Source organism: Schaedlerella arabinosiphila (assembly GCF_003885045.1).
GTDB classification, from domain to species: Bacteria; Bacillota; Clostridia; order Lachnospirales; family Lachnospiraceae; genus Schaedlerella; species Schaedlerella arabinosiphila.
This window is the reverse complement of the sequence record NZ_RHJS01000002.1, coordinates 5358660-5375920: the sequence shown is the minus strand read 5'-3', so window position 1 is coordinate 5375920 and position 17261 is coordinate 5358660. Positions and strand designations below refer to the sequence as shown.

The following is a 17261-nucleotide window of genomic DNA, read 5'->3' as shown; positions in this document are numbered from 1 at the left end:
CTAACGAAAGGATGTACATTATGCGTAAAAGTATCAAAACAAACGTCGGAATCCGGGTGATTGCGGCACTCGCTTCCGTAATACTGTTCAGCGGCGTTATGTCCGTGAACATTTTCCGCATAAAAAATATGCAGGCCGATAACGCAGATGTCAACTCATTGCTGCACACCGTGCAGAACGCTGAGACAGCTCATTACAAATGGTCCAGCAATCTGAGTAACGCTCTCTACGCTGACACTGAATTTACCGGCAGTACGGACCCGACCACCTGTGTCCTCGGACAGTGGATCTACGGTGAGACGGACACAGAGGATGCCGAAATCCTGGCCCTGAGAGACCAGATCGAGCCTCTTCACAAAGAGCTCCACGAGTCTGCCATCCAGGTACTGGATCAGATGAAGTCCAGTAAGACCCAGGCCCAGTCCTATTATCAGAACACCATCCTCGCCAACCTCTCCACACTGGTTGGGCTGCTGGATCAGATTGTTGAGGACTGTACCCTGAAAAGCCAGGCAAGCACCACAGAGATGCGGCAGATGATTCTGACCATGAATGTTTTATGTGCCGTTTGTCTGACCCTTGCTCTGGTATGTCTGCTCAGCCTGGTTATGTATGTTCTGAAGCACATTGTAAAGCCGATCATACACATTACCAGCCAGAGCCGTCCTCTCCAGGATGGGGATCTGAATTTTGAGCTGGATTACCATGCGGAAAATGAACTTGGCGACCTGGCAGAGACCCTGAGGAAGTCCATGGGCCTGATCCACGATTATGTGGAGGACCTGAACCGTATCATGGAACAGCTCTCCCGGGGCAACTTTGACGTAGCTACGACGGCTCCTTTCATTGGAGATTTCCGCTCCATTGAGATGTCGCTGAACAGCCTGACCTCCACATTGTCCGGAACCATGTCCAATATCCTCCGGGCGGAGCAGATGGTATCCGGCAATGCCGAACAGTTATCCAGCAGTTCCCAGACGCTGTCCCAGGGTGCTACCCAGCAGGCCAGTGCCGTGGAAGAGCTCTATGCTACTCTGGAAGAGCTTTCCCGCAACGCGGACCGCAATGTGGGCGTAGCACAGGAAGCACAGGAAAATGCCCGTCTCACCGGCGAGCAGGTATCCGTCAGCAGCCAGCAGATGGAGCAGATGGTTCAGGCAATGGAAGATATCAGCGCTTCCTCACAGCAGATCGGCAATATTATTGCTACCATTGAAAATATCGCATTCCAGACCAACATCCTTGCCCTGAATGCCGCAGTGGAAGCAGCCCGCGCAGGAGAAGCCGGCAAGGGATTCGCCGTAGTATCCGATGAAGTCCGCAACCTGGCGGCAAAATCCGATGAAGCGGCAAAAGCTACCAAGGATCTGATTGAAAATTCCGTACAGACTACGGCACGCGGAACCGAGATTGTAGGAAAGGTTTCCGCATCACTGAAAAGGACGCTGGAGCTGGTGGAGCAGTCCAACGAAGCAATACATACGATTGCAGACGCCATCCAGGGCGAAGCGGATTCCATTTCACAGGTAACCGAAGGGATCGGACAGATTTCCACTGTTGTCCAGTCCAATTCTGCCAGCAGTGAAGAGTCCGCGGCTGTCAGCGCAGAACTTTTTGAACAGGTTCACAGGCTGGAGCAGCAGACAGAGAAGTTTAAATTAAAACGCTCATAAGAAAAACACCAGGGGACGGTCAGATTCGACCGTCCCCTGATTTTATTTTAACCTCTATAGTAATTGATCAGACATCCTTTCAGGATGATCTCCCTCTCCGCGTCGGTCATTTCTCCGAGCTTCAGTTCTATCTCCTGCAAGCCTTCCCCTGCCACAAATGCTTTCACCACAGTCTGTTTTTCCTCGATCACTTTACGCACCTGCGGAATAAACAGATAGTCGCCGTTTTTAAACGGCAGCGCTTCGTGGTCTGCCTCTGTCAGGAATGGAAGCATCCCCCAGTTGATCAGGTTCGAGCGATAACGCTTGGTGGCATATTCGTTGGCGATATTTGCCCAGCCGCCCAGCACCTTCTGGCAGGACGCCGCCTGCTCCCGGGCGGAACCGTCTCCCGGCTTCACTGCAAAGATCGTGCTTCCCACGCCGATATTTCCTCTGCCTACTTCCGGGAAATCCTTCTGGATCACAGCCATTACCGGCTTTAATTCTTCCAGCGCATCCAGCGGGCAGGTATCTGCCTCGATGGCTTTCTGAGCCGCCTGTACTTCCTTGGCGCGTCCCACATAAGCCGGATCTTTTCTGGACAGTGCAAATTCTGCCAGACCCAGAGGATTGGAACGGTAGGAAGAAGTCTCGCCGGACGGGATCAGCTCATCCGTGGTGGTTACCGGGTCATGGATCTCCGATACCACTTTCAGGATCAGGTTCTCCGGCAGTGCGGACATAGCCGGCCAGTCCTTGATGTTCGGCCCGAACTGGATCTCCACGGATGGGTCCGCCGCACCCTTACTGTCAAATACCCTGTTTTCGTAGATACTCTGATCAAAATGGTATTTCTGTCCTTTGTACTCCACGTCCATTGCAGTTGCCGGTGTCAGGAAGCCCTGGTTCGCCGCCGTTGCCGCTATGGAACGGGCATCCATCAGCGCCACGGAGGAAATCTGTCCGCTCTGCAGCTTGGAGCCTTCCCGGTTCGGGAAATTCCTGGTGGAATGGCGGATGGACAGTGCATTGTTGGCCGGCGTGTCGCCTGCTCCGAAGCAAGGCCCGCAGAACGCCGTCTTTACGATCGTTCCCGCGCCGATCAGATCCGCCACCGCGCCGTTTTTCACAAGCTCCATGTAAACCGGCGTGCTGGCCGGATATACGCTGAATGTAAATGCCCCGGAACCGATATTCTTTCCCCGGATAATGTCCGCCGCCGCGCAGATGTTTTCAAATCCGCCGCCCGCGCATCCGGCGATGATCCCCTGCTCTACATATAGCTTTCCGTCAACCACCTTGTCCTGCAGGCTGTAATCCACCGCGCCGCCCAGGCTCACCAGCGCTTTCTGCTCCACATCGTGAAGGATGTCCTTCAGGTTGGCGTTCAGTTCTTCGATGGTATATACGTTGCTTGGGTGGAAGGGCATTGCGATCATAGGCTTGATCTCGCTTAAGTTGACATAAACCATGCCGTCATAATATGCGCATGCTCCTGGATTCAGCTCCTTATAGTCTTCGCTTCTTCCATGGATCTCGTAAAATTCCCGGATCTTCTCGTCCGTCGTCCAGATGGAGGACAGGCAGGTAGTCTCCGTGGTCATGACATCCACTCCGATCCTGAAGTCCGCGCTCAGCTTGCGGACACCCGGTCCTACAAATTCCATAACTTTATTGTTGACATAGCCGTTTCCAAAGGTGGCGCCGATGATCGCCAGAGCCACGTCCTGGGGGCCGACGCCCTTCATCGGCTCGCCGTCCAGATAAATGCCGATCACACCCGGCATCTTGATGTCATAGGTCTTGTTGAGAAGCTGTTTCACCAGCTCCGGTCCGCCCTCTCCCATGGCCATGGTGCCCAGCGCACCGTACCGGGTATGGCTGTCCGAACCCAGGATCATCCTGCCGCCGCCTGCGAGCATCTCCCGCGCGTACTGATGGATGACCGCCTGATGAGGGGGCACATAGACGCCGCCGTACTTTTTCGCACAGGTCAGCCCGAACATGTGGTCATCCTCATTGATGGTGCCGCCTACCGCACACAGGGAATTGTGGCAGTTGGTCAGCACATAGGGAATCGGAAATTTCTCCAGCCCGGAAGCCCGCGCCGTCTGGATGATTCCCACGAACGTGATATCATGGGAGGTCAGCTTGTCAAACTTGATCTGCAGGTTTTCCATATTGCCGGAGGTATTGTGCTCCTGCAATATGCCGTAGGCCATGGTCTGCTGTGCCGCCTCCTCCTTCGAAAGCGGCGCCTGCACGCCGCCCGTGTCTTCTAAAATTTCCGTGCCGTTGAGCAGAAAAACTCCATTGTCATACAGTTTCATCATGATATCATGCTCCTCCTTTATCAGATGCATCCCCCTGCCTCCGCACCCTGAAATCCGCCGGTTCCGGCCGAAGGTCCTGCGGGATATAAACAGTTACACTATTTCTTATAAATCATACTACGGTGGTTATTTTATCATGCGGAAATATCTTTGTAAAGTCGGAAAATCCATGGAACGCAGGTTACTGTTTTTGGCCTGCAAGTTCTCTTTTTAAACGCTCTATTTCCTGCATCTGTTGTTTATACTGCCGGGACAATTGCTCGTTTTCCAGAGACAAATGGTCGATTCGTTTGTCCTTCTGGAACAACTGCTCATCTTTCTGAATCAACTGCTCATCTTTCTGGATCAGTCTTCTCTTCTGCCCGTCAATTTCATCCTGCATCTCGTCGATCATCAACTGCACCGTATTTTTGTCCAGTATTTTCAACTCTTCCGAATACAATTCCATCACCCTTTCTGTATTCCTGCAAATCTCATATATTTGCTGGTACATGGGTTTGAACTGCGGATATGTTTTTATGAGCTGTTCAATCATTTCCGGTTCATCCGCACTCAAAAATGTCAGCCATGCATCCAATTCGTTATTAATACCTTTATTTTGCAGGTTTAACCTGAAAATGTCAAGCGGAATTAACAGGTGTTCCTGCAGCCATTCCAGCCTAATTCCGGTATTGGATACCGGACGAATCCAATGAAGATACTCGTCCGGGAACCGATGAAATTCCTTACTGCTCTTTTCGTACAATATCAGGGTGTAGACCTTTTTAATATCCTTGTAGCTGAACGCCTCTCCTTTTTCTCCCCGCACCCGCTTGTACTGACGCAGAAGCAGGTCCGCGGAGTAGCAGGCCATACGCTGCCCGGGAAACATATACCCAACCTTCTGTGCTTCCAGATTCGCCAGACTCCCGTCCTCCAACTCGATCAGAATGTCCATGATTAAAAGGCTGCTCTCATCGGCAATCCTGCTGTTGTCCGTAGGAAGAACACATTTGATCTTCACACTCTCCCCCAAAACAAGTGAGAGAAATTGCTCCAGCCTTTCCGGCGTAGTCTCCGGATTCATAATTTCTTTGAAAAAGGCATCGTATAAAATCTTTACCCCTTTTGCGCCGGTAACGCAATCTAAAAACTCTTCCTGCTGTTCTTTTTTCCAATTCTGAAAGTTCCCTGACAGCTTCGGCTGATTCTGAATCTCCGCCAGCACCTCTGCCCGTGTACGGATCATTGGAAAATACTTCTGTAATCCAGTATTCACTCTGCAATACCTCCTGTATTCTGTTTTTTATACTGCTTTTCATCATCGGATTTTTCTTTGAATACGGAAAACCTGCCGATCGAAGTCCTCCTGTATCATAGAGACATCAAAAGAGCCGAAAATGAACGCCTTACGGCAAGAATTGTCTAGCATACAGAAAACTGCCGCCGGCAGCTTTTCTGCATACGATAGTAGCAAGAACGCTGTTATCCAGACTGTTTACAGGATAACAGAGTCCCCGCCAAAAAGCAAGAAGCTTTTAACAGATATTTATAAATGAGTTACAGTTCACGGCCTGACCGGCCGAGAACTGTAGCGCATCCAGCCCATTTTAAGTCGCCTGACGGCGAGGGTCTGGATGCCCGCCCCCATCACTGAATTGGCCGGATGCCGTGCAGCAAGTGCACGACATCGTGTGAACAGTAACATAAATGATTTCTAAAAAAGCCTTACAAAATGAAAAAGTTCGCAGATCAATCCTGCTTCTCCCCATCCTCCCTCTCTGCATACGCAATGATCAGATCTACCATCCGCCCATAGCTCTGCACTCCTTCGCTCTGCCCGTTGGCCTTGAGATATGTATCATTGACTTTATCGGAAACCTCCGCCACTGCCCCGTCGTAATACTCCCAAAACCTGGAATTTTCCCGCAGGTCCGCTTCTGCCGCTTCGTCCAGCCATTCCCGTACCTGCTGCCATTCCTCCCCGTCCGCCCGGCGCAGCGCGTTCATACAGTATACCCACCCTGTCAGATATCCGCTGTACTCAAAATCCCGGTTTTTCGAGCCGATACACGCCAGAAATGCAATGAAGTTGGCTTCTTCCTCCTGCATAAATCCCCGCAGATGGGACAGTTCATGGCACAATGTAAAAGGAATATTATAATCCACCATGTCCGCGTTATAATTCGCTTCTATCGTGAACGGAGAATACACCCCGCTCAGATTTTGATAAGACAGGATCTCTGACACACAGACCGGCTTCGGATGGGGATAATACCCCTTCATGTCCGGATATTCTTCCGCCAGATCCGTCATGGCCTGCACGGCCGTATCGCCCAATACCTGCAGCGGCATTTCCTCATATTCCGCCGCTGCCGCATCCTTCTTTTCCTCCGCAGGCGCTGCCAGAATCATCTCCCCGCTGCCGCCTCGCTCCACTTGCCCGGCCAGGGCGTTGACTTCCTCTGTCAGCCACAGGCAGACTTGCTTCAATTCCTCCGCCGTATACTGCTTTGCTGCCAGCCCGGTCTTTTCGGAAAAAGATTCCCTCTGGTAATTCACCCCGCAGTTGGCCGCATACAAAAACAGCAGCGCCGAAGCCGTAAGAAACAATCCAGACGCCCAGCAAAGCGCGTTCTCGCCACCCTGCCCGAAACGCACAGACTTCACAACAGCGCCTATCCCCGTCACAGGGAGCAGGATCAACAGCACATATAATCCGATCTCCACGACAGAAAAAGGTGCCAATCCTGTCACCCTTCCTGTCACTGCCGTCAGCTTTTGATAAATATGTACCGCATACCACTCCGCAAAGCCCGGTACCTGCCTTGCGCACACCATCAAAATCCCAGCCCCCGCAAGAAAGACACATGCGGCAAGGAGCCTTTTTTCCGCCGTTCCCCGCTTCTTTTTCTCTTTCATCTTATATATCCGTCCTCAGTCATTGTCTATATAAGATTATAGCCGATTTTTCCGGCCTTCTCAATATGTCATCCTCTGGAAATACGGGATTCACCGTTTGATATCATAATTCATATTCATCAGATTCCGAATCGCCGACACCTCATCGGTGATATTCGCGTCACCACGGATCGTATGCTTGATTGCGCTGCTTGCCACCGCAAAGTTGACCACATCCATCGGCTTATACCCGTTCATCATTGCATAGATCAGGCCGCTGGCAAACGCATCGCCCCCGCCCACGCGGTCCAGAATATTAAACGTAAACAGCTTGCTTTCAAACGTATGCCCTTCGTACCACATATAAGCCTTAAGGCTGTTCTCGCTTCCACTGTGCGCGTACCGCACATGCCTGGCAATGCATTTCAGGTTCGGATAGCGCTGGATAAACACCCGGAAAACCTCATCCTGCTGCTCATATCCCGGCTGCAGCGCCAGGCCGTCCTTCACATCCCCTTTTGTATGATCCGCCTCATCCTTCCACAGATGATAAGGCTCAATCCCAAACAGCACATCCACATACGGAAGACACCGGGTACAAAAATCCCTGGCCTCCTCCCAACTCCACAGCGTACTCCGGAAATTCCCGTCAAAGCTGACGGTGATCCCTTTCTCCTTCGCCGTTTTCAGGCTGTTCATGATCAGCTCCCCGCAGCCCTTGGACAAAGCCGGCGTGATCCCGCTCAGATGAAGCCACGTAATTCCTTCCAGCAGTTCCTCCAGATCCACCGTATCAAAATCAAATTCCGACATGGCGCTGTGTTTCCTGTCATAAGTCACCTTGCTGGCGCGGATTCCAAATCCAGTCTCCAGATAATACGTCCCCAGCCGGTGGGTGGGCGTCTGCTCCGGTGTGCTCAATATCACCGGAGTGCAGTGTACGTCGCTGCTTCTGAGCATACGAACCGCACTTTTTCCCAGACTGTTGTCCGGCACCACCGTAAAAAATGTACTGTCAATCCCCAGGTTCGCCAGGGCCAGCGCAATATTTGCCTCGCTGCCCCCATAGCTCGCCTCAAAGCTGGTGGCCATCCGGATTTTCTCATAATTCGGCGGCGTCAGGCGGAGCATCACCTCGCCGATCGTCATAAACCTGTTTTCCGTATCATTTCCAACAAGCAACGGATTCCTATGTTCCATTAGCCGCTCCTCTCCACACTCTCTTCAAACTCAAGTTCCATACATGCAGTGACATGCCCCGCCTTAACCATGCATGACATGCCGCTGCCGCTAAAATTAACCAGCCCTGATCAGACCCCGGAATACGCCGCAAATCCCGCGTCAATCGGCAGCACCACGCCTGTGATTGCACTTGCAGCCCTATCGTCGCAGAGGAAGAACACACCGCCCAGCAATTCCTCGCTGTCCACAAACCGTCTGGTAGGCGTTCCGTTCAGGATTTTTTCAGACCTTGCCGTAGGCGTCCCATCCTCGTTGAACAGCAATGCCCGGTTCTGGTTGGACACCAGGAAGCCCGGCGCAATCGCGTTGCAGCGGATTCCTGTTCCCGCAAAATGGGTGGCCAGCCACTGGGTAAAATTGGAGATCGCCGCCTTTGCCCCGGAATACGCCGGGATCTTGGTCAGCGGAATATACGCGTTCATGGAAGAAATATTCAGGATACACCCGGATTTTTTCTCCACCATGTCCTTCGCAAACGCCTGGGTGGGAAGCAGTGTTCCCTGGAAATTCAGCTTAAACACGAAGTCCACGCCGCCCGCGTCCAGGTCAAAGAAGGTTTTCTGCCCTTCCTGTGCCTCATGCTGGTACTCATTGTCCGTGGTCGCCCTCGGATTATTGCCGCCTGCCCCATTTACCAGGATGTCGCAGGGCCCCAGATCCTTGAGCACCTGCCCATGAACCGCCTCCAGCGCCTCCGGCTCCAGCACGTTCGCCTTATAGCCCTCGCAGATCAATCCCTCTGCTTTGCATTCATCAGCCAGCTTCTTCACCGCTTCCTCATTCAGATCCAGCGCAGCCACCTTCGCTCCCGCCTGTGCAAATGCTTTCGCCATCGTACCGCAGAGCACGCCGCCTGCCCCTGTCACAACTACAACTTTTCCGGTAAAATCAATATTTAAAGGTAAATTCATTTTATTACTCCTCCTAACCTTGCTCTATATCTATACCCCAAATCCAAAGAATGCATTCGTATTATGAAAACAGATGTCCTCCACCAGACCTGCAAGCTGCTTCCTGTCCTCCGGATACTGTCCGCTTTCCACCCATTCCCCTATCATTTCACAGAGAATGCGCCGGAAATATTCATGTCTCGTATAGCTTAAAAACGACCGGGAGTCCGTCAGCATACCTACAAAACATCCCAGCATTCCGTTGTTGGCAAGCTCCGTCATCTGGCTGCGCATGCCGCTGCGGTTGTCGTTGAACCACCAGCCGCTTCCCTGCTGCACCCGTCCCACGACGCCTCCTCCCTGGAAGCATCCCGCGATTGTCACAAGGGCGGTATTGTCATTGGGATTCAGCGAATACAAAATCGTCTTCGGCAGTCCCTCATTTTCCAAACATGCATTCAGAAGCGGAGCCACATTTTCCACACAGGACTTGCTGTTCACCGCGTCATATCCGGTGTCCGGCCCCAATTTTGCAAACTGCGGCTTGTTGTTGTCACGCAGGCATCCGAAATGGATCTGCATCACCCAGCCCAGCTCCGCATATTTCTTCGCGCACGCAAGGGTCACCAGTGTCTTATAGGCATCCGCGTCCTCCTTCGCCGGACGCCCGCCCTTCATTGCCTCTGCAAATGCCGCGTCAGCCCGTGCCATATCCGGCTGTGCGTACATGCAGTAATCCAGCCCATGATCCGCGCACAGGCAGCCATGCTCCGCAAAATAATCAATCCGTGCCAGAAGCGCCTTCACCGCATCCTCTGTGCTTCCGATCCCAAAGCCGCACACCTGGGACAATTTTTCGATATACTCCGCAAATCCCGCCTTTTCAATGTTGACACCCTTATCCGGGCGAAAAGCGGGCAGCACCCGGATCTCCATCGTCTCATCCGCCGCGATCGCATCATGCCAGTGCAGGTCGTCGCAGGGATCATCCGTGGTGCAGACTGCTTTCACATCAAATTTGCGCATCAGCCCCCTTGCCGTATACTGCGCCAAAACCTCATTGCATTGATCATAGATCTTGTCCGCGTTTTCTTCCGTCAAAGGCTCCGTGATGCCGAACACACGCTGCAGCTCCAGATGGCTCCAGTGATACATAGGATTCCCGATCAGCTTCGGCAGAATTGATGCGAACGCCCGAAATTTTTCCCTCGGGTCCGCATCTCCTGTTATGATCTCTTCCGGAATCCCGCCAAACCGCATTTGTCTCCATTTGTAATGGTCTCCGCCCAGCCAGACCTGCGTGATATTTTCAAACTTTCTGTCCTCCGCAATCTCCTGAGGATTGATATGGCAGTGGTAGTCAATGATCGGCATTTGCTCCGCCACCTCATGGTAAAGCCATTTTGCAGTATCCGTAGACAGCAGAAAATCCTTATCCATAAATTTTTCCATCATGTTCTCCTTTTAATTACCGGCCAGATACGTTACTTTCCGCATCCGGCCAGGCCATAAATTGCAGCTCCTTGTTATACCGGCTTCCGGTTACTTCGCAACCTTCCCCTCGGTCCTTTCCAGCATATCCCAGCAGCCCCACAGGTACATGATCCCCAGGGCCCGGTCGTACAGCCCGTATCCGGGACGGCACTTTTCGCCCCAGATATGCCGTCCATGGTCCGGACGCACATAACCGGTATAGCCGCAGTCATGATAAGCCTTTACGATCTCCAGGATTCCCGTGTCCCCGTCGCAGTCGCGGTGGGAAGCCTCGGTAAAGTCTCCGTTTGGATAGTGGCGTACGTTGCGGATATGCGCAAATGCGATCCGGTCGCAGTAAGTACGCACAATATCCGCCACATTATTTTCCTTATTCGCGCCCAGGGAACCGGAGCACAGGCAGAGACAGTTGTACTCGTCATCCACCATGCTCAAAAACCGCCCGATGGCTTCCTTGTCGCAGAGCAGACGCGGAATCCCGAAAATATCCCACGGCGGGTCATCCTGATGAATCGCCATCTTGATTCCCGTCTCATGGCAGGTCGGCATAATCGCTTCCAGGAAATATTTCAGATTTTCCCACAATTTTTCCTTGGTCACCGGACGGTATGCTTCAAACAGTTCATCCAGCTTCGCCATCCTCTCCGGCTCCCATCCCGGAAATGTCATTCCATGCAGGTTGTTCAGGATATAATCCGCCATTTCCTTATAATCATCCTGAATCCGGTCCTTCTCGTAGAAAAGTGCAGTGGAGCCGTCCTCCAGCGGGTGGAACAGGTCGGTTCTGGTCCAGTCAAAGATCGGCATGAAATTGTAGGTCACAACCTTCACGCCGAATTTCGCCAGGTTGCGGAGCGTCGTCTTGTAATTCTCGATATACTGATCCCTGGTTGGAAGCCCGATCTTGATATCGTCATGTACGTTCACGCTCTCCACCACGTCCATGTTGAAGCCTGCGCCCTCAATCTGACGTCTTGCCTCCTCAATTTCCTCCACTTCCCAGACCTCTCCGGCCTGCTTGTCGTGCAGCGCCCATACCAGCCCTGTCACTCCCGGAATCTGTTTGATCATCTCCGGTGTAATACTGTCGTTTCCCTCGCCGTACCAGCGAAATGTCATTTGCATCTTCTTGTCCTCCTTTTTTATAAAACATATTTTTGAGATCTACAGTTATCAGATCAGTCCTGCGGCCGCCGGCAGCCCGATGCTCAAAGCCGGAATATACGTTACCAAAAGCAGCCCTATCAGAATCGCGGCATAATACCAGAGCATATACGGTATCGTCTTTGCCAGCGTGGTATTTCCAACCTTAATTGATACAAACAGCGTATTTCCAACCGGCGGAGTGATATTTCCGATACAAAGGTTGTATACGAGTATCAGTCCGAAATGTACCGGATGCATACCGAATGTCTTTACGATCGGCAGGAACAGCGGTGTAAAGATCAGGATTGCCGGCGTTACATCCATAAAAGTTCCGGCGATCAGAAGGATCACATTCATGATCAGCAGGATCAGGAAATAGTTGTCCGTCAGTCCCAGCAATGCCGCGGAAACCGCCTGCGGGATCTGCATAAATGCCATTACCCAGCCAAGAATATTGGATACTCCGATCAAAAATACCACCATGCCGCTCATTTTCGCGCTGCTCACCACAATCTCCCAGAAGGATTTCAGCGTGATGTTGCGGTAAAAAATCCCAAGTATCAGGGCGTAGACCACTGCGATCGCTGAGCCTTCCGTCGCGGTAAAGACGCCTGCCACGATTCCGCCGATTACGATCACGATCAGAGACAGGGCCGGAAGCGCACGGACAGTCGCCGAACCAAGATTTTTCCAGTCATATTTTCCCTCTGAGCCTTTATAGCCTTTGCGTTTCGCAAGAATCACGCCAACAACGATACAGCACAGCGCCCATAAAAATCCAGGTACATATCCCCCCAGGAACAGCGCCGCCACGGACGTTCCTCCGGATGCGAGAGAATATGTAATCAATGCATTCGAGGGCGGAATCAGCAGGCCGGAAGGAGCCGATGCCCCATTGGTGGCCGCGCACAGCGCCGGGTCATATCCCAGCTCCTCTTCCCCTTCTTTTACCATGCTTCCCACCGCTGCCGCCGCCGCGGACGCAGAACCGGAGATAGCGCCGAACAGTGCATTGGCTCCGGCATTGGTTACCAGGAGGGCTCCAGGCAGCTTGCCCAGGATCGCCATCACAAAATCCACCAGCCTCTTGGCAATTCCCCCCTGATTCATCAGGTTGCCCGCCAGAATAAAAAACGGAATCGCCGTCAGGCTGAATTTACTCATACCTACAAAAGTTCTCTGCGCCGCAGTGACCACCGACACGTCCAGCGGCACCGTCTGCAGGATCGCCACCAACGCCGAGATTCCGATGGAATACGCGATCGGAACGCCCAGTGCGAGAAGCAGCAGCAGTACAACAAGAATGATAACCAGCGATTGAATAGCCATTTATACCGCCTCCTTTTCTTCCGTACGGCCCTGCAGGATATCAATGATATTCAGAACCGTATAAATCATGTTTAATACTCCGCAGAGCGGGAGCACGATGTAAAAGATACCGATCGGAACGCCCAGAGAAGAGGTCATCTGCCCCATGGCCAGCGTCGTGATCTGGACTCCGCCGAATACAAGGATGACTGCCGAGAACAGAAACGCAATCACTTCCCCCAGGCAGTTCAGCAGCTTCTGCACCGGCGCACTGAACCGTTCCACGATGATCGGAATATTCATATGTCCGCGCTCACAGGTCACCAGAGACGCCCCAAGCAAACTCATCCATGCGAACAGATATCCCACCAGCTCCTCCGACCATGTGGACGGATTCTGCAGGACATACCTTGTCAATACCTGCCAGCAGGTCAGAATCACCATTGCAAGAAAGCTAATCCCTGCCAGGCCGTTTAATATACGGGTAATTCCATTGCGAAATGTATTCATTTATCTGCACCTCCTACTCTGCTTCTGACGGGTATTCGGCATTGTATTCCTGGATCTTATCATAGATCGGAGACAGATCCGGGTACTTTGCCAGCATGTCCGCATGCATGGGTTCACATATTTCCTGGAACGGCTTCGTGTCTGGGTACAGGAACGTAACTCCCTGCTCGTTTTGCGCTTTATCCTTCGCAGCTTCTACGGCCTTTACCCATTCCTCACGCTCCACGCTGTTGACCAGAAGGAAGCCTTCTTCAAAAATCTCCCTCTCCTCCTCCGGCAGCTCATCCAGAAACGCACAGTTTCCGATCAAAATGTCCGGTATCATCTGGTGCATGTCATAGGAATAATATTTGCAGACATCCCCATGCCCGTTGGAGGTCAGCGCCATCTCATTATTTTCCGCCCCGTCAATGACTTTGGACTGCAGCGCAGTGTACACATCTCCGAATCCCATAGGGGTGGCCGAACCGCCCAGCAGACTCATCATTTCCACGTTCGTGGGCGACTGCTGCACACGGATCTTCAGCCCCTTCAAATCAGCCGGCGCTTCAATCTGTGTCGAAACCGTATAAAAGTTTCGGGTACCCGCGTCAATCCAGGTGACCGCCTCAAATCCCGCCTGCTTTGTCGATTCAAAAATCGGTTCCACGATCTCCGGGTCGTCCATGGATTTGTGGTAAGCCTCCGCGGAAGCAAACAAATACGGCAGATTGAATAACGTGTAATTCTGTGAAAATGTTTCTAATATGGAATTACTCGCCACACAAAAATCAATAGCACCGGTCTGTGTCAATTGAACCATGTCTGTCTGGGAACCGAGCAGCTCACTTGGGTAGACTTCTACGTTATATTTATCTCCCAGTTTTTCCTCGATATACTCCTCAAAAGCCATCAGTGCAATATTTGTCGGGTGATCTGTTGCCTGATTGTGCCCAATCCGGATGATCTGCCTTTTGTCTCCCCCTCCTGCACCGCAGCCGGAAAGTACTGCTGCCACGAGTCCCGTACTGACAAGCACTGCAAGCACTCTGCGACATTGTTTCATGTTTTTACTTCCTCCTTTTTTCTTTTTTTACAACTCTTCTGTTGTTAAACTTAGTATATCAGGGAAATGATTTTTTTACGTGGTAGTTACTGCTTGAAATATGGCAAATATTGCTATATAATATAGATGCAAAAACACATTTTTATATATATTTACCAACTCAAGAAAGGTTTTTTTGTGAACAATGTACAAAGAACAATTTAATCCAAGCCAGATTATGACAGAACGATACTACGAATTTCACCACTCTTACAATGAGATCCCTCCTGTGGTCGAATTTCATCAGCATCCTTTCTATGAGATTTTTTTCTTTTTGTCCGGGGACGTAACGTATATCATTGAGGGCCGCAGCTACAAGCTCCGCCCGGGTGATATCCTGCTGACCAGCAGTTCCGACATCCACCGCCCCGATATCCGCCCCGGCAGGCCCTATGAGCGGATCGTGATCTGGCTGGCAGATGATTTTTTCGAACACCTGCAGGATTTTTTTGATGAAGACTTTACCGCCTGCTTTACGGACGCCGCATTGAAGGATTACCGGCTGATCCGGCCCGACAGTGAAAATATCGCTCACTTAATGCAGCTCTGTACACAGATGTCAAAGGCCAGGCACAGCACCGGGATGGGCTGCAGGGCCCTGGCCTCCGCATACCTGACCGAATTTTTGGTGTACGTCAGCCGCGCCTACTACGACGCCCCTGATTCCGTAAAAAATGACATCACAGAAAATGACAAGATCAACCAGATCATTTCCTATATCAACGAAAATCTTTCCGAAGAGTTGTCTTTAGACCAGCTTGCCGACAGATTTTATATCAGCAAGTATTACCTCAGCAGGCAGTTTAAACAGTTTACAGGTCTGTCCCTGTACCAGTATATTATGAAAAAACGCCTGATCTCGGCCCGCAATATGCTGCGGGCCGGCAGTCCCGTGATGGACGCCTGTCTCTGCTGCGGCTTTGGAGATTACTCAAACTTCCTGAAAGCCTTCAAGCGGGAATTTGGACAGAATCCGAGCAAATATTCCAGGGGGTGAGACAGGGTATCGCACCAAAGCATTGAGAAATGGCCGTATGGCTATGATGGGGTGCCCTTGGGTATACATTGTGGAAACGGCCTGGGCAAATTCATTGGAACCGCACAACAGGTGGAATATTTTTATGCTTTGATGTCTCCGTCATCAAATGGATCTCCGCATTCCGGGCAGAACTTGGGCGGCTTTGCCGGGTCCTCCGGCTCCCATCCGCATTTGTCACATTTGTATAGCAAAGCTTCCGCCGGCTTCGGCTTGCCGCACTCGGAGCAGAATTTCCCTTTATTGACCGCGCCGCAGGTACAGGTCCAGCCCTCTGCCGCCGGTTTCGGCGCTCCGCATTCCGTACAGAATTTCCCGGTATTCCCGGCTTTCCCGCAGGTGCAGGCCCAGCCGGATGGCTCGGAACCCTGGTGCTTTTGGTTCGGCTGGGCTGCATATGCACCGCCCTGCTGCTGATTCGCTTGGCCCGCATACATACCGTTTTGCTGCAAACCCGATTGTCCTCTGTATGCACCTCCAGGCTGCGGCTGGCTGGGCTGGCCTGCATATGCCCCGCCGGGCTGCGGCTGCCCGGGCTGGCCTGCATATGTGCCCTGCGCCTGCCTTCCCATCTCGTACAGCCCCTGAAGTCCAGCGCCGCCGGCCTGCTGCGCCATCCCCATTCCCATGAATCCGGTCATTGCGCCGGCAGAATTTGCCGCGGCGGTACGCATGGCGTCCGCCTGAGCCCCGGCCAGTGTTGCCGCAGCCATCCCAGGATCGCGCATAACCGCAGATTTCTGAAGCTGTTTGATCATATCCTCATCCTCTTTGGATGCAGTCACACTGTTCATTCCAAAGGAGTAGATCTGTATCCCCCGAAGATCCGTCCATTTCTTAGACAGCACTTCATTCAGCGCATCCGACAGCTCCATCGTATGCCCCGGCAGGGCGCTGTAGCGGATACCCATCTCCGAAATTCTCGCAAACGCAGGCTGCAGAGCGGTCAAAAGCTCCGATTTCAGCATGGAATCAATCTGATCCCTGGTATACACATTTCCGACATTTCCGCACACATTTGCATAAAACGCCATGGGATTCACGATCCGGTAAGAATACTCCCCGTTGCATCGGATGGAAATATCCACGTCCAGACCGATGTTGCGGTCCACCACACGGAAGGGCACCGGATTCGGCGTGCCATATTTATTTCCCGGAATTTCCTTAATGTTCACATAATAGATCCGCTGGTTTTTCCCTGCGCCCCCGCCGAACTGAAAACGCTCCCAGGCTTCCCTGGCGATCCCTTTCAGCCCTTCCATCAAAGAACCGCCAAACACCGAAGGGCTGCTGCCCATATCGTAAGTGTAAGCCCCCGGCTCCGCACAGGCGTCCATCACCCGGCCGTCCTCCACGATGATCATACACTGTCCGTCTGCCACCGCTATGTGGGAACCGTCGGTAATGATATTGTCGTCGCCCTTTCTGTTGGAAGAACGCCCCGACACATTCCGCACGCCTCTCGCCACCAACACATCCGCATCCAGGGCATCACAGTAAAAATATTCCTTCCACTGATCCGCAAGTGTTCCTCTGACCGCATTCGATGCTGCTCTTATTAATCCCATAATGTTCTCCTTTCCGCAAATCCGTTATATTTTTCTGCTTCGCAAATTGTATGGAATTTTCTGCTTCATAAAACTGTTAAATTATCTACATTTTGTAAAACTTTGAATTTTTCTG

Annotated in this window: 13 protein-coding genes; 2 read left to right on the top strand and 11 right to left on the bottom strand. The window is 52.0% G+C overall.

Going from position 1 to position 17261, the window contains the following annotated elements:
- Positions 1–20: 20 nt before the first annotated feature.
- Positions 21–1673 carry a methyl-accepting chemotaxis protein gene (locus EBB54_RS25355; RefSeq protein WP_125129490.1) on the top strand — a complete coding sequence of 551 codons (1653 nt, stop codon included), beginning with the start codon at positions 21–23 and terminating at the stop codon, positions 1671–1673.
- A gap of 47 nt (positions 1674–1720) precedes the next feature.
- Here the strand turns inward: EBB54_RS25355 and EBB54_RS25350 are convergent, their stop codons facing one another.
- The 10 genes from EBB54_RS25350 to EBB54_RS25305 all read right to left on the bottom strand — a co-directional run bounded on the left by EBB54_RS25350 (position 1721) and on the right by EBB54_RS25305 (position 14503).
- A complete protein-coding gene (locus EBB54_RS25350; RefSeq protein ID WP_125131039.1) occupies positions 1721–3988 on the bottom strand; it encodes a hydratase in 2268 nt (755 codons plus the stop codon).
- Positions 3989–4169: 181 nt separating this feature from the next.
- Positions 4170–5246 carry a PD-(D/E)XK nuclease family transposase gene (locus EBB54_RS25345; RefSeq protein WP_125129489.1) on the bottom strand — a complete coding sequence of 359 codons (1077 nt, stop codon included), beginning with the start codon at positions 5244–5246 and terminating at the stop codon, positions 4170–4172.
- 473 nt (positions 5247–5719) lie between these two features.
- The gene (locus EBB54_RS25340; protein ID WP_125129488.1) at positions 5720–6889 is read right to left on the bottom strand and encodes a DUF3810 domain-containing protein; all 1170 of its coding nucleotides are present in this window, start codon (positions 6887–6889) and stop codon (positions 5720–5722) included.
- Positions 6890–6979: 90 nt separating this feature from the next.
- Positions 6980–8068 carry a sugar kinase gene (locus EBB54_RS25335; protein WP_125129487.1) on the bottom strand — a complete coding sequence of 363 codons (1089 nt, stop codon included), beginning with the start codon at positions 8066–8068 and terminating at the stop codon, positions 6980–6982.
- Positions 8069–8178: 110 nt separating this feature from the next.
- Positions 8179–9021 carry an SDR family oxidoreductase gene (locus EBB54_RS25330; RefSeq protein WP_125129486.1) on the bottom strand — a complete coding sequence of 281 codons (843 nt, stop codon included), beginning with the start codon at positions 9019–9021 and terminating at the stop codon, positions 8179–8181.
- 30 nt (positions 9022–9051) lie between these two features.
- Entirely contained in the window at positions 9052–10452 is a 1401-nt protein-coding gene (uxaC, locus tag EBB54_RS25325; protein ID WP_125131037.1) for a glucuronate isomerase, read from the bottom strand.
- A gap of 90 nt (positions 10453–10542) precedes the next feature.
- Complete coding sequence (gene uxuA, locus EBB54_RS25320) at positions 10543–11619, bottom strand: mannonate dehydratase (RefSeq protein ID WP_004081878.1); 1077 nt, start codon at positions 11617–11619, stop codon at positions 10543–10545.
- Between the two features lie 48 nt (positions 11620–11667).
- Positions 11668–12969, bottom strand: coding sequence for a TRAP transporter large permease (locus tag EBB54_RS25315; protein WP_004081876.1), 1302 nt, complete (start codon positions 12967–12969; stop codon positions 11668–11670).
- Positions 12970–13458 carry a TRAP transporter small permease gene (locus EBB54_RS25310; RefSeq protein WP_125129485.1) on the bottom strand — a complete coding sequence of 163 codons (489 nt, stop codon included), beginning with the start codon at positions 13456–13458 and terminating at the stop codon, positions 12970–12972.
- A 13-nt stretch (positions 13459–13471) separates the two neighbouring features.
- Entirely contained in the window at positions 13472–14503 is a 1032-nt protein-coding gene (locus EBB54_RS25305) for a TRAP transporter substrate-binding protein (protein ID WP_125129484.1), read from the bottom strand.
- Positions 14504–14720: 217 nt separating this feature from the next.
- On the opposite strand from EBB54_RS25305, the gene EBB54_RS25300 reads away from it, so the two are divergent.
- The gene (locus EBB54_RS25300) at positions 14721–15539 is read left to right on the top strand and encodes an AraC family transcriptional regulator (RefSeq protein ID WP_243127809.1); all 819 of its coding nucleotides are present in this window, start codon (positions 14721–14723) and stop codon (positions 15537–15539) included.
- Positions 15540–15661: 122 nt separating this feature from the next.
- Here the strand turns inward: EBB54_RS25300 and EBB54_RS25295 are convergent, their stop codons facing one another.
- Positions 15662–17146 carry an SPFH domain-containing protein gene (locus EBB54_RS25295; protein ID WP_125129482.1) on the bottom strand — a complete coding sequence of 495 codons (1485 nt, stop codon included), beginning with the start codon at positions 17144–17146 and terminating at the stop codon, positions 15662–15664.
- Between the last annotated feature and the right edge of the window lie 115 nt (positions 17147–17261).

Excerpts from the sequence above, each read along its gene's own strand:
- EBB54_RS25355 (WP_125129490.1), top strand. The coding sequence starts at position 21 with ATGCGTAAAAGTATCAAAACAAACGTCGGAATCCGGGTGATTGCGGCA.
- EBB54_RS25350 (WP_125131039.1), bottom strand. The coding sequence starts at position 3,988 with ATGATGAAACTGTATGACAATGGAGTTTTTCTGCTCAACGGCACGGAA.
- EBB54_RS25340 (WP_125129488.1), bottom strand. The coding sequence starts at position 6,889 with ATGAAAGAGAAAAAGAAGCGGGGAACGGCGGAAAAAAGGCTCCTTGCC.
- EBB54_RS25335 (WP_125129487.1), bottom strand. The coding sequence starts at position 8,068 with ATGGAACATAGGAATCCGTTGCTTGTTGGAAATGATACGGAAAACAGG.
- EBB54_RS25330 (WP_125129486.1), bottom strand. The coding sequence starts at position 9,021 with ATGAATTTACCTTTAAATATTGATTTTACCGGAAAAGTTGTAGTTGTG.
- uxaC (WP_125131037.1), bottom strand. The coding sequence starts at position 10,452 with ATGGAAAAATTTATGGATAAGGATTTTCTGCTGTCTACGGATACTGCA.
- uxuA (WP_004081878.1), bottom strand. The coding sequence starts at position 11,619 with ATGCAAATGACATTTCGCTGGTACGGCGAGGGAAACGACAGTATTACA.
- EBB54_RS25315 (WP_004081876.1), bottom strand. The coding sequence starts at position 12,969 with ATGGCTATTCAATCGCTGGTTATCATTCTTGTTGTACTGCTGCTGCTT.
- EBB54_RS25310 (WP_125129485.1), bottom strand. The coding sequence starts at position 13,458 with ATGAATACATTTCGCAATGGAATTACCCGTATATTAAACGGCCTGGCA.
- EBB54_RS25305 (WP_125129484.1), bottom strand. The coding sequence starts at position 14,503 with ATGAAACAATGTCGCAGAGTGCTTGCAGTGCTTGTCAGTACGGGACTC.
- EBB54_RS25300 (WP_243127809.1), top strand. The coding sequence starts at position 14,721 with ATGACAGAACGATACTACGAATTTCACCACTCTTACAATGAGATCCCT.
- EBB54_RS25295 (WP_125129482.1), bottom strand. The coding sequence starts at position 17,146 with ATGGGATTAATAAGAGCAGCATCGAATGCGGTCAGAGGAACACTTGCG.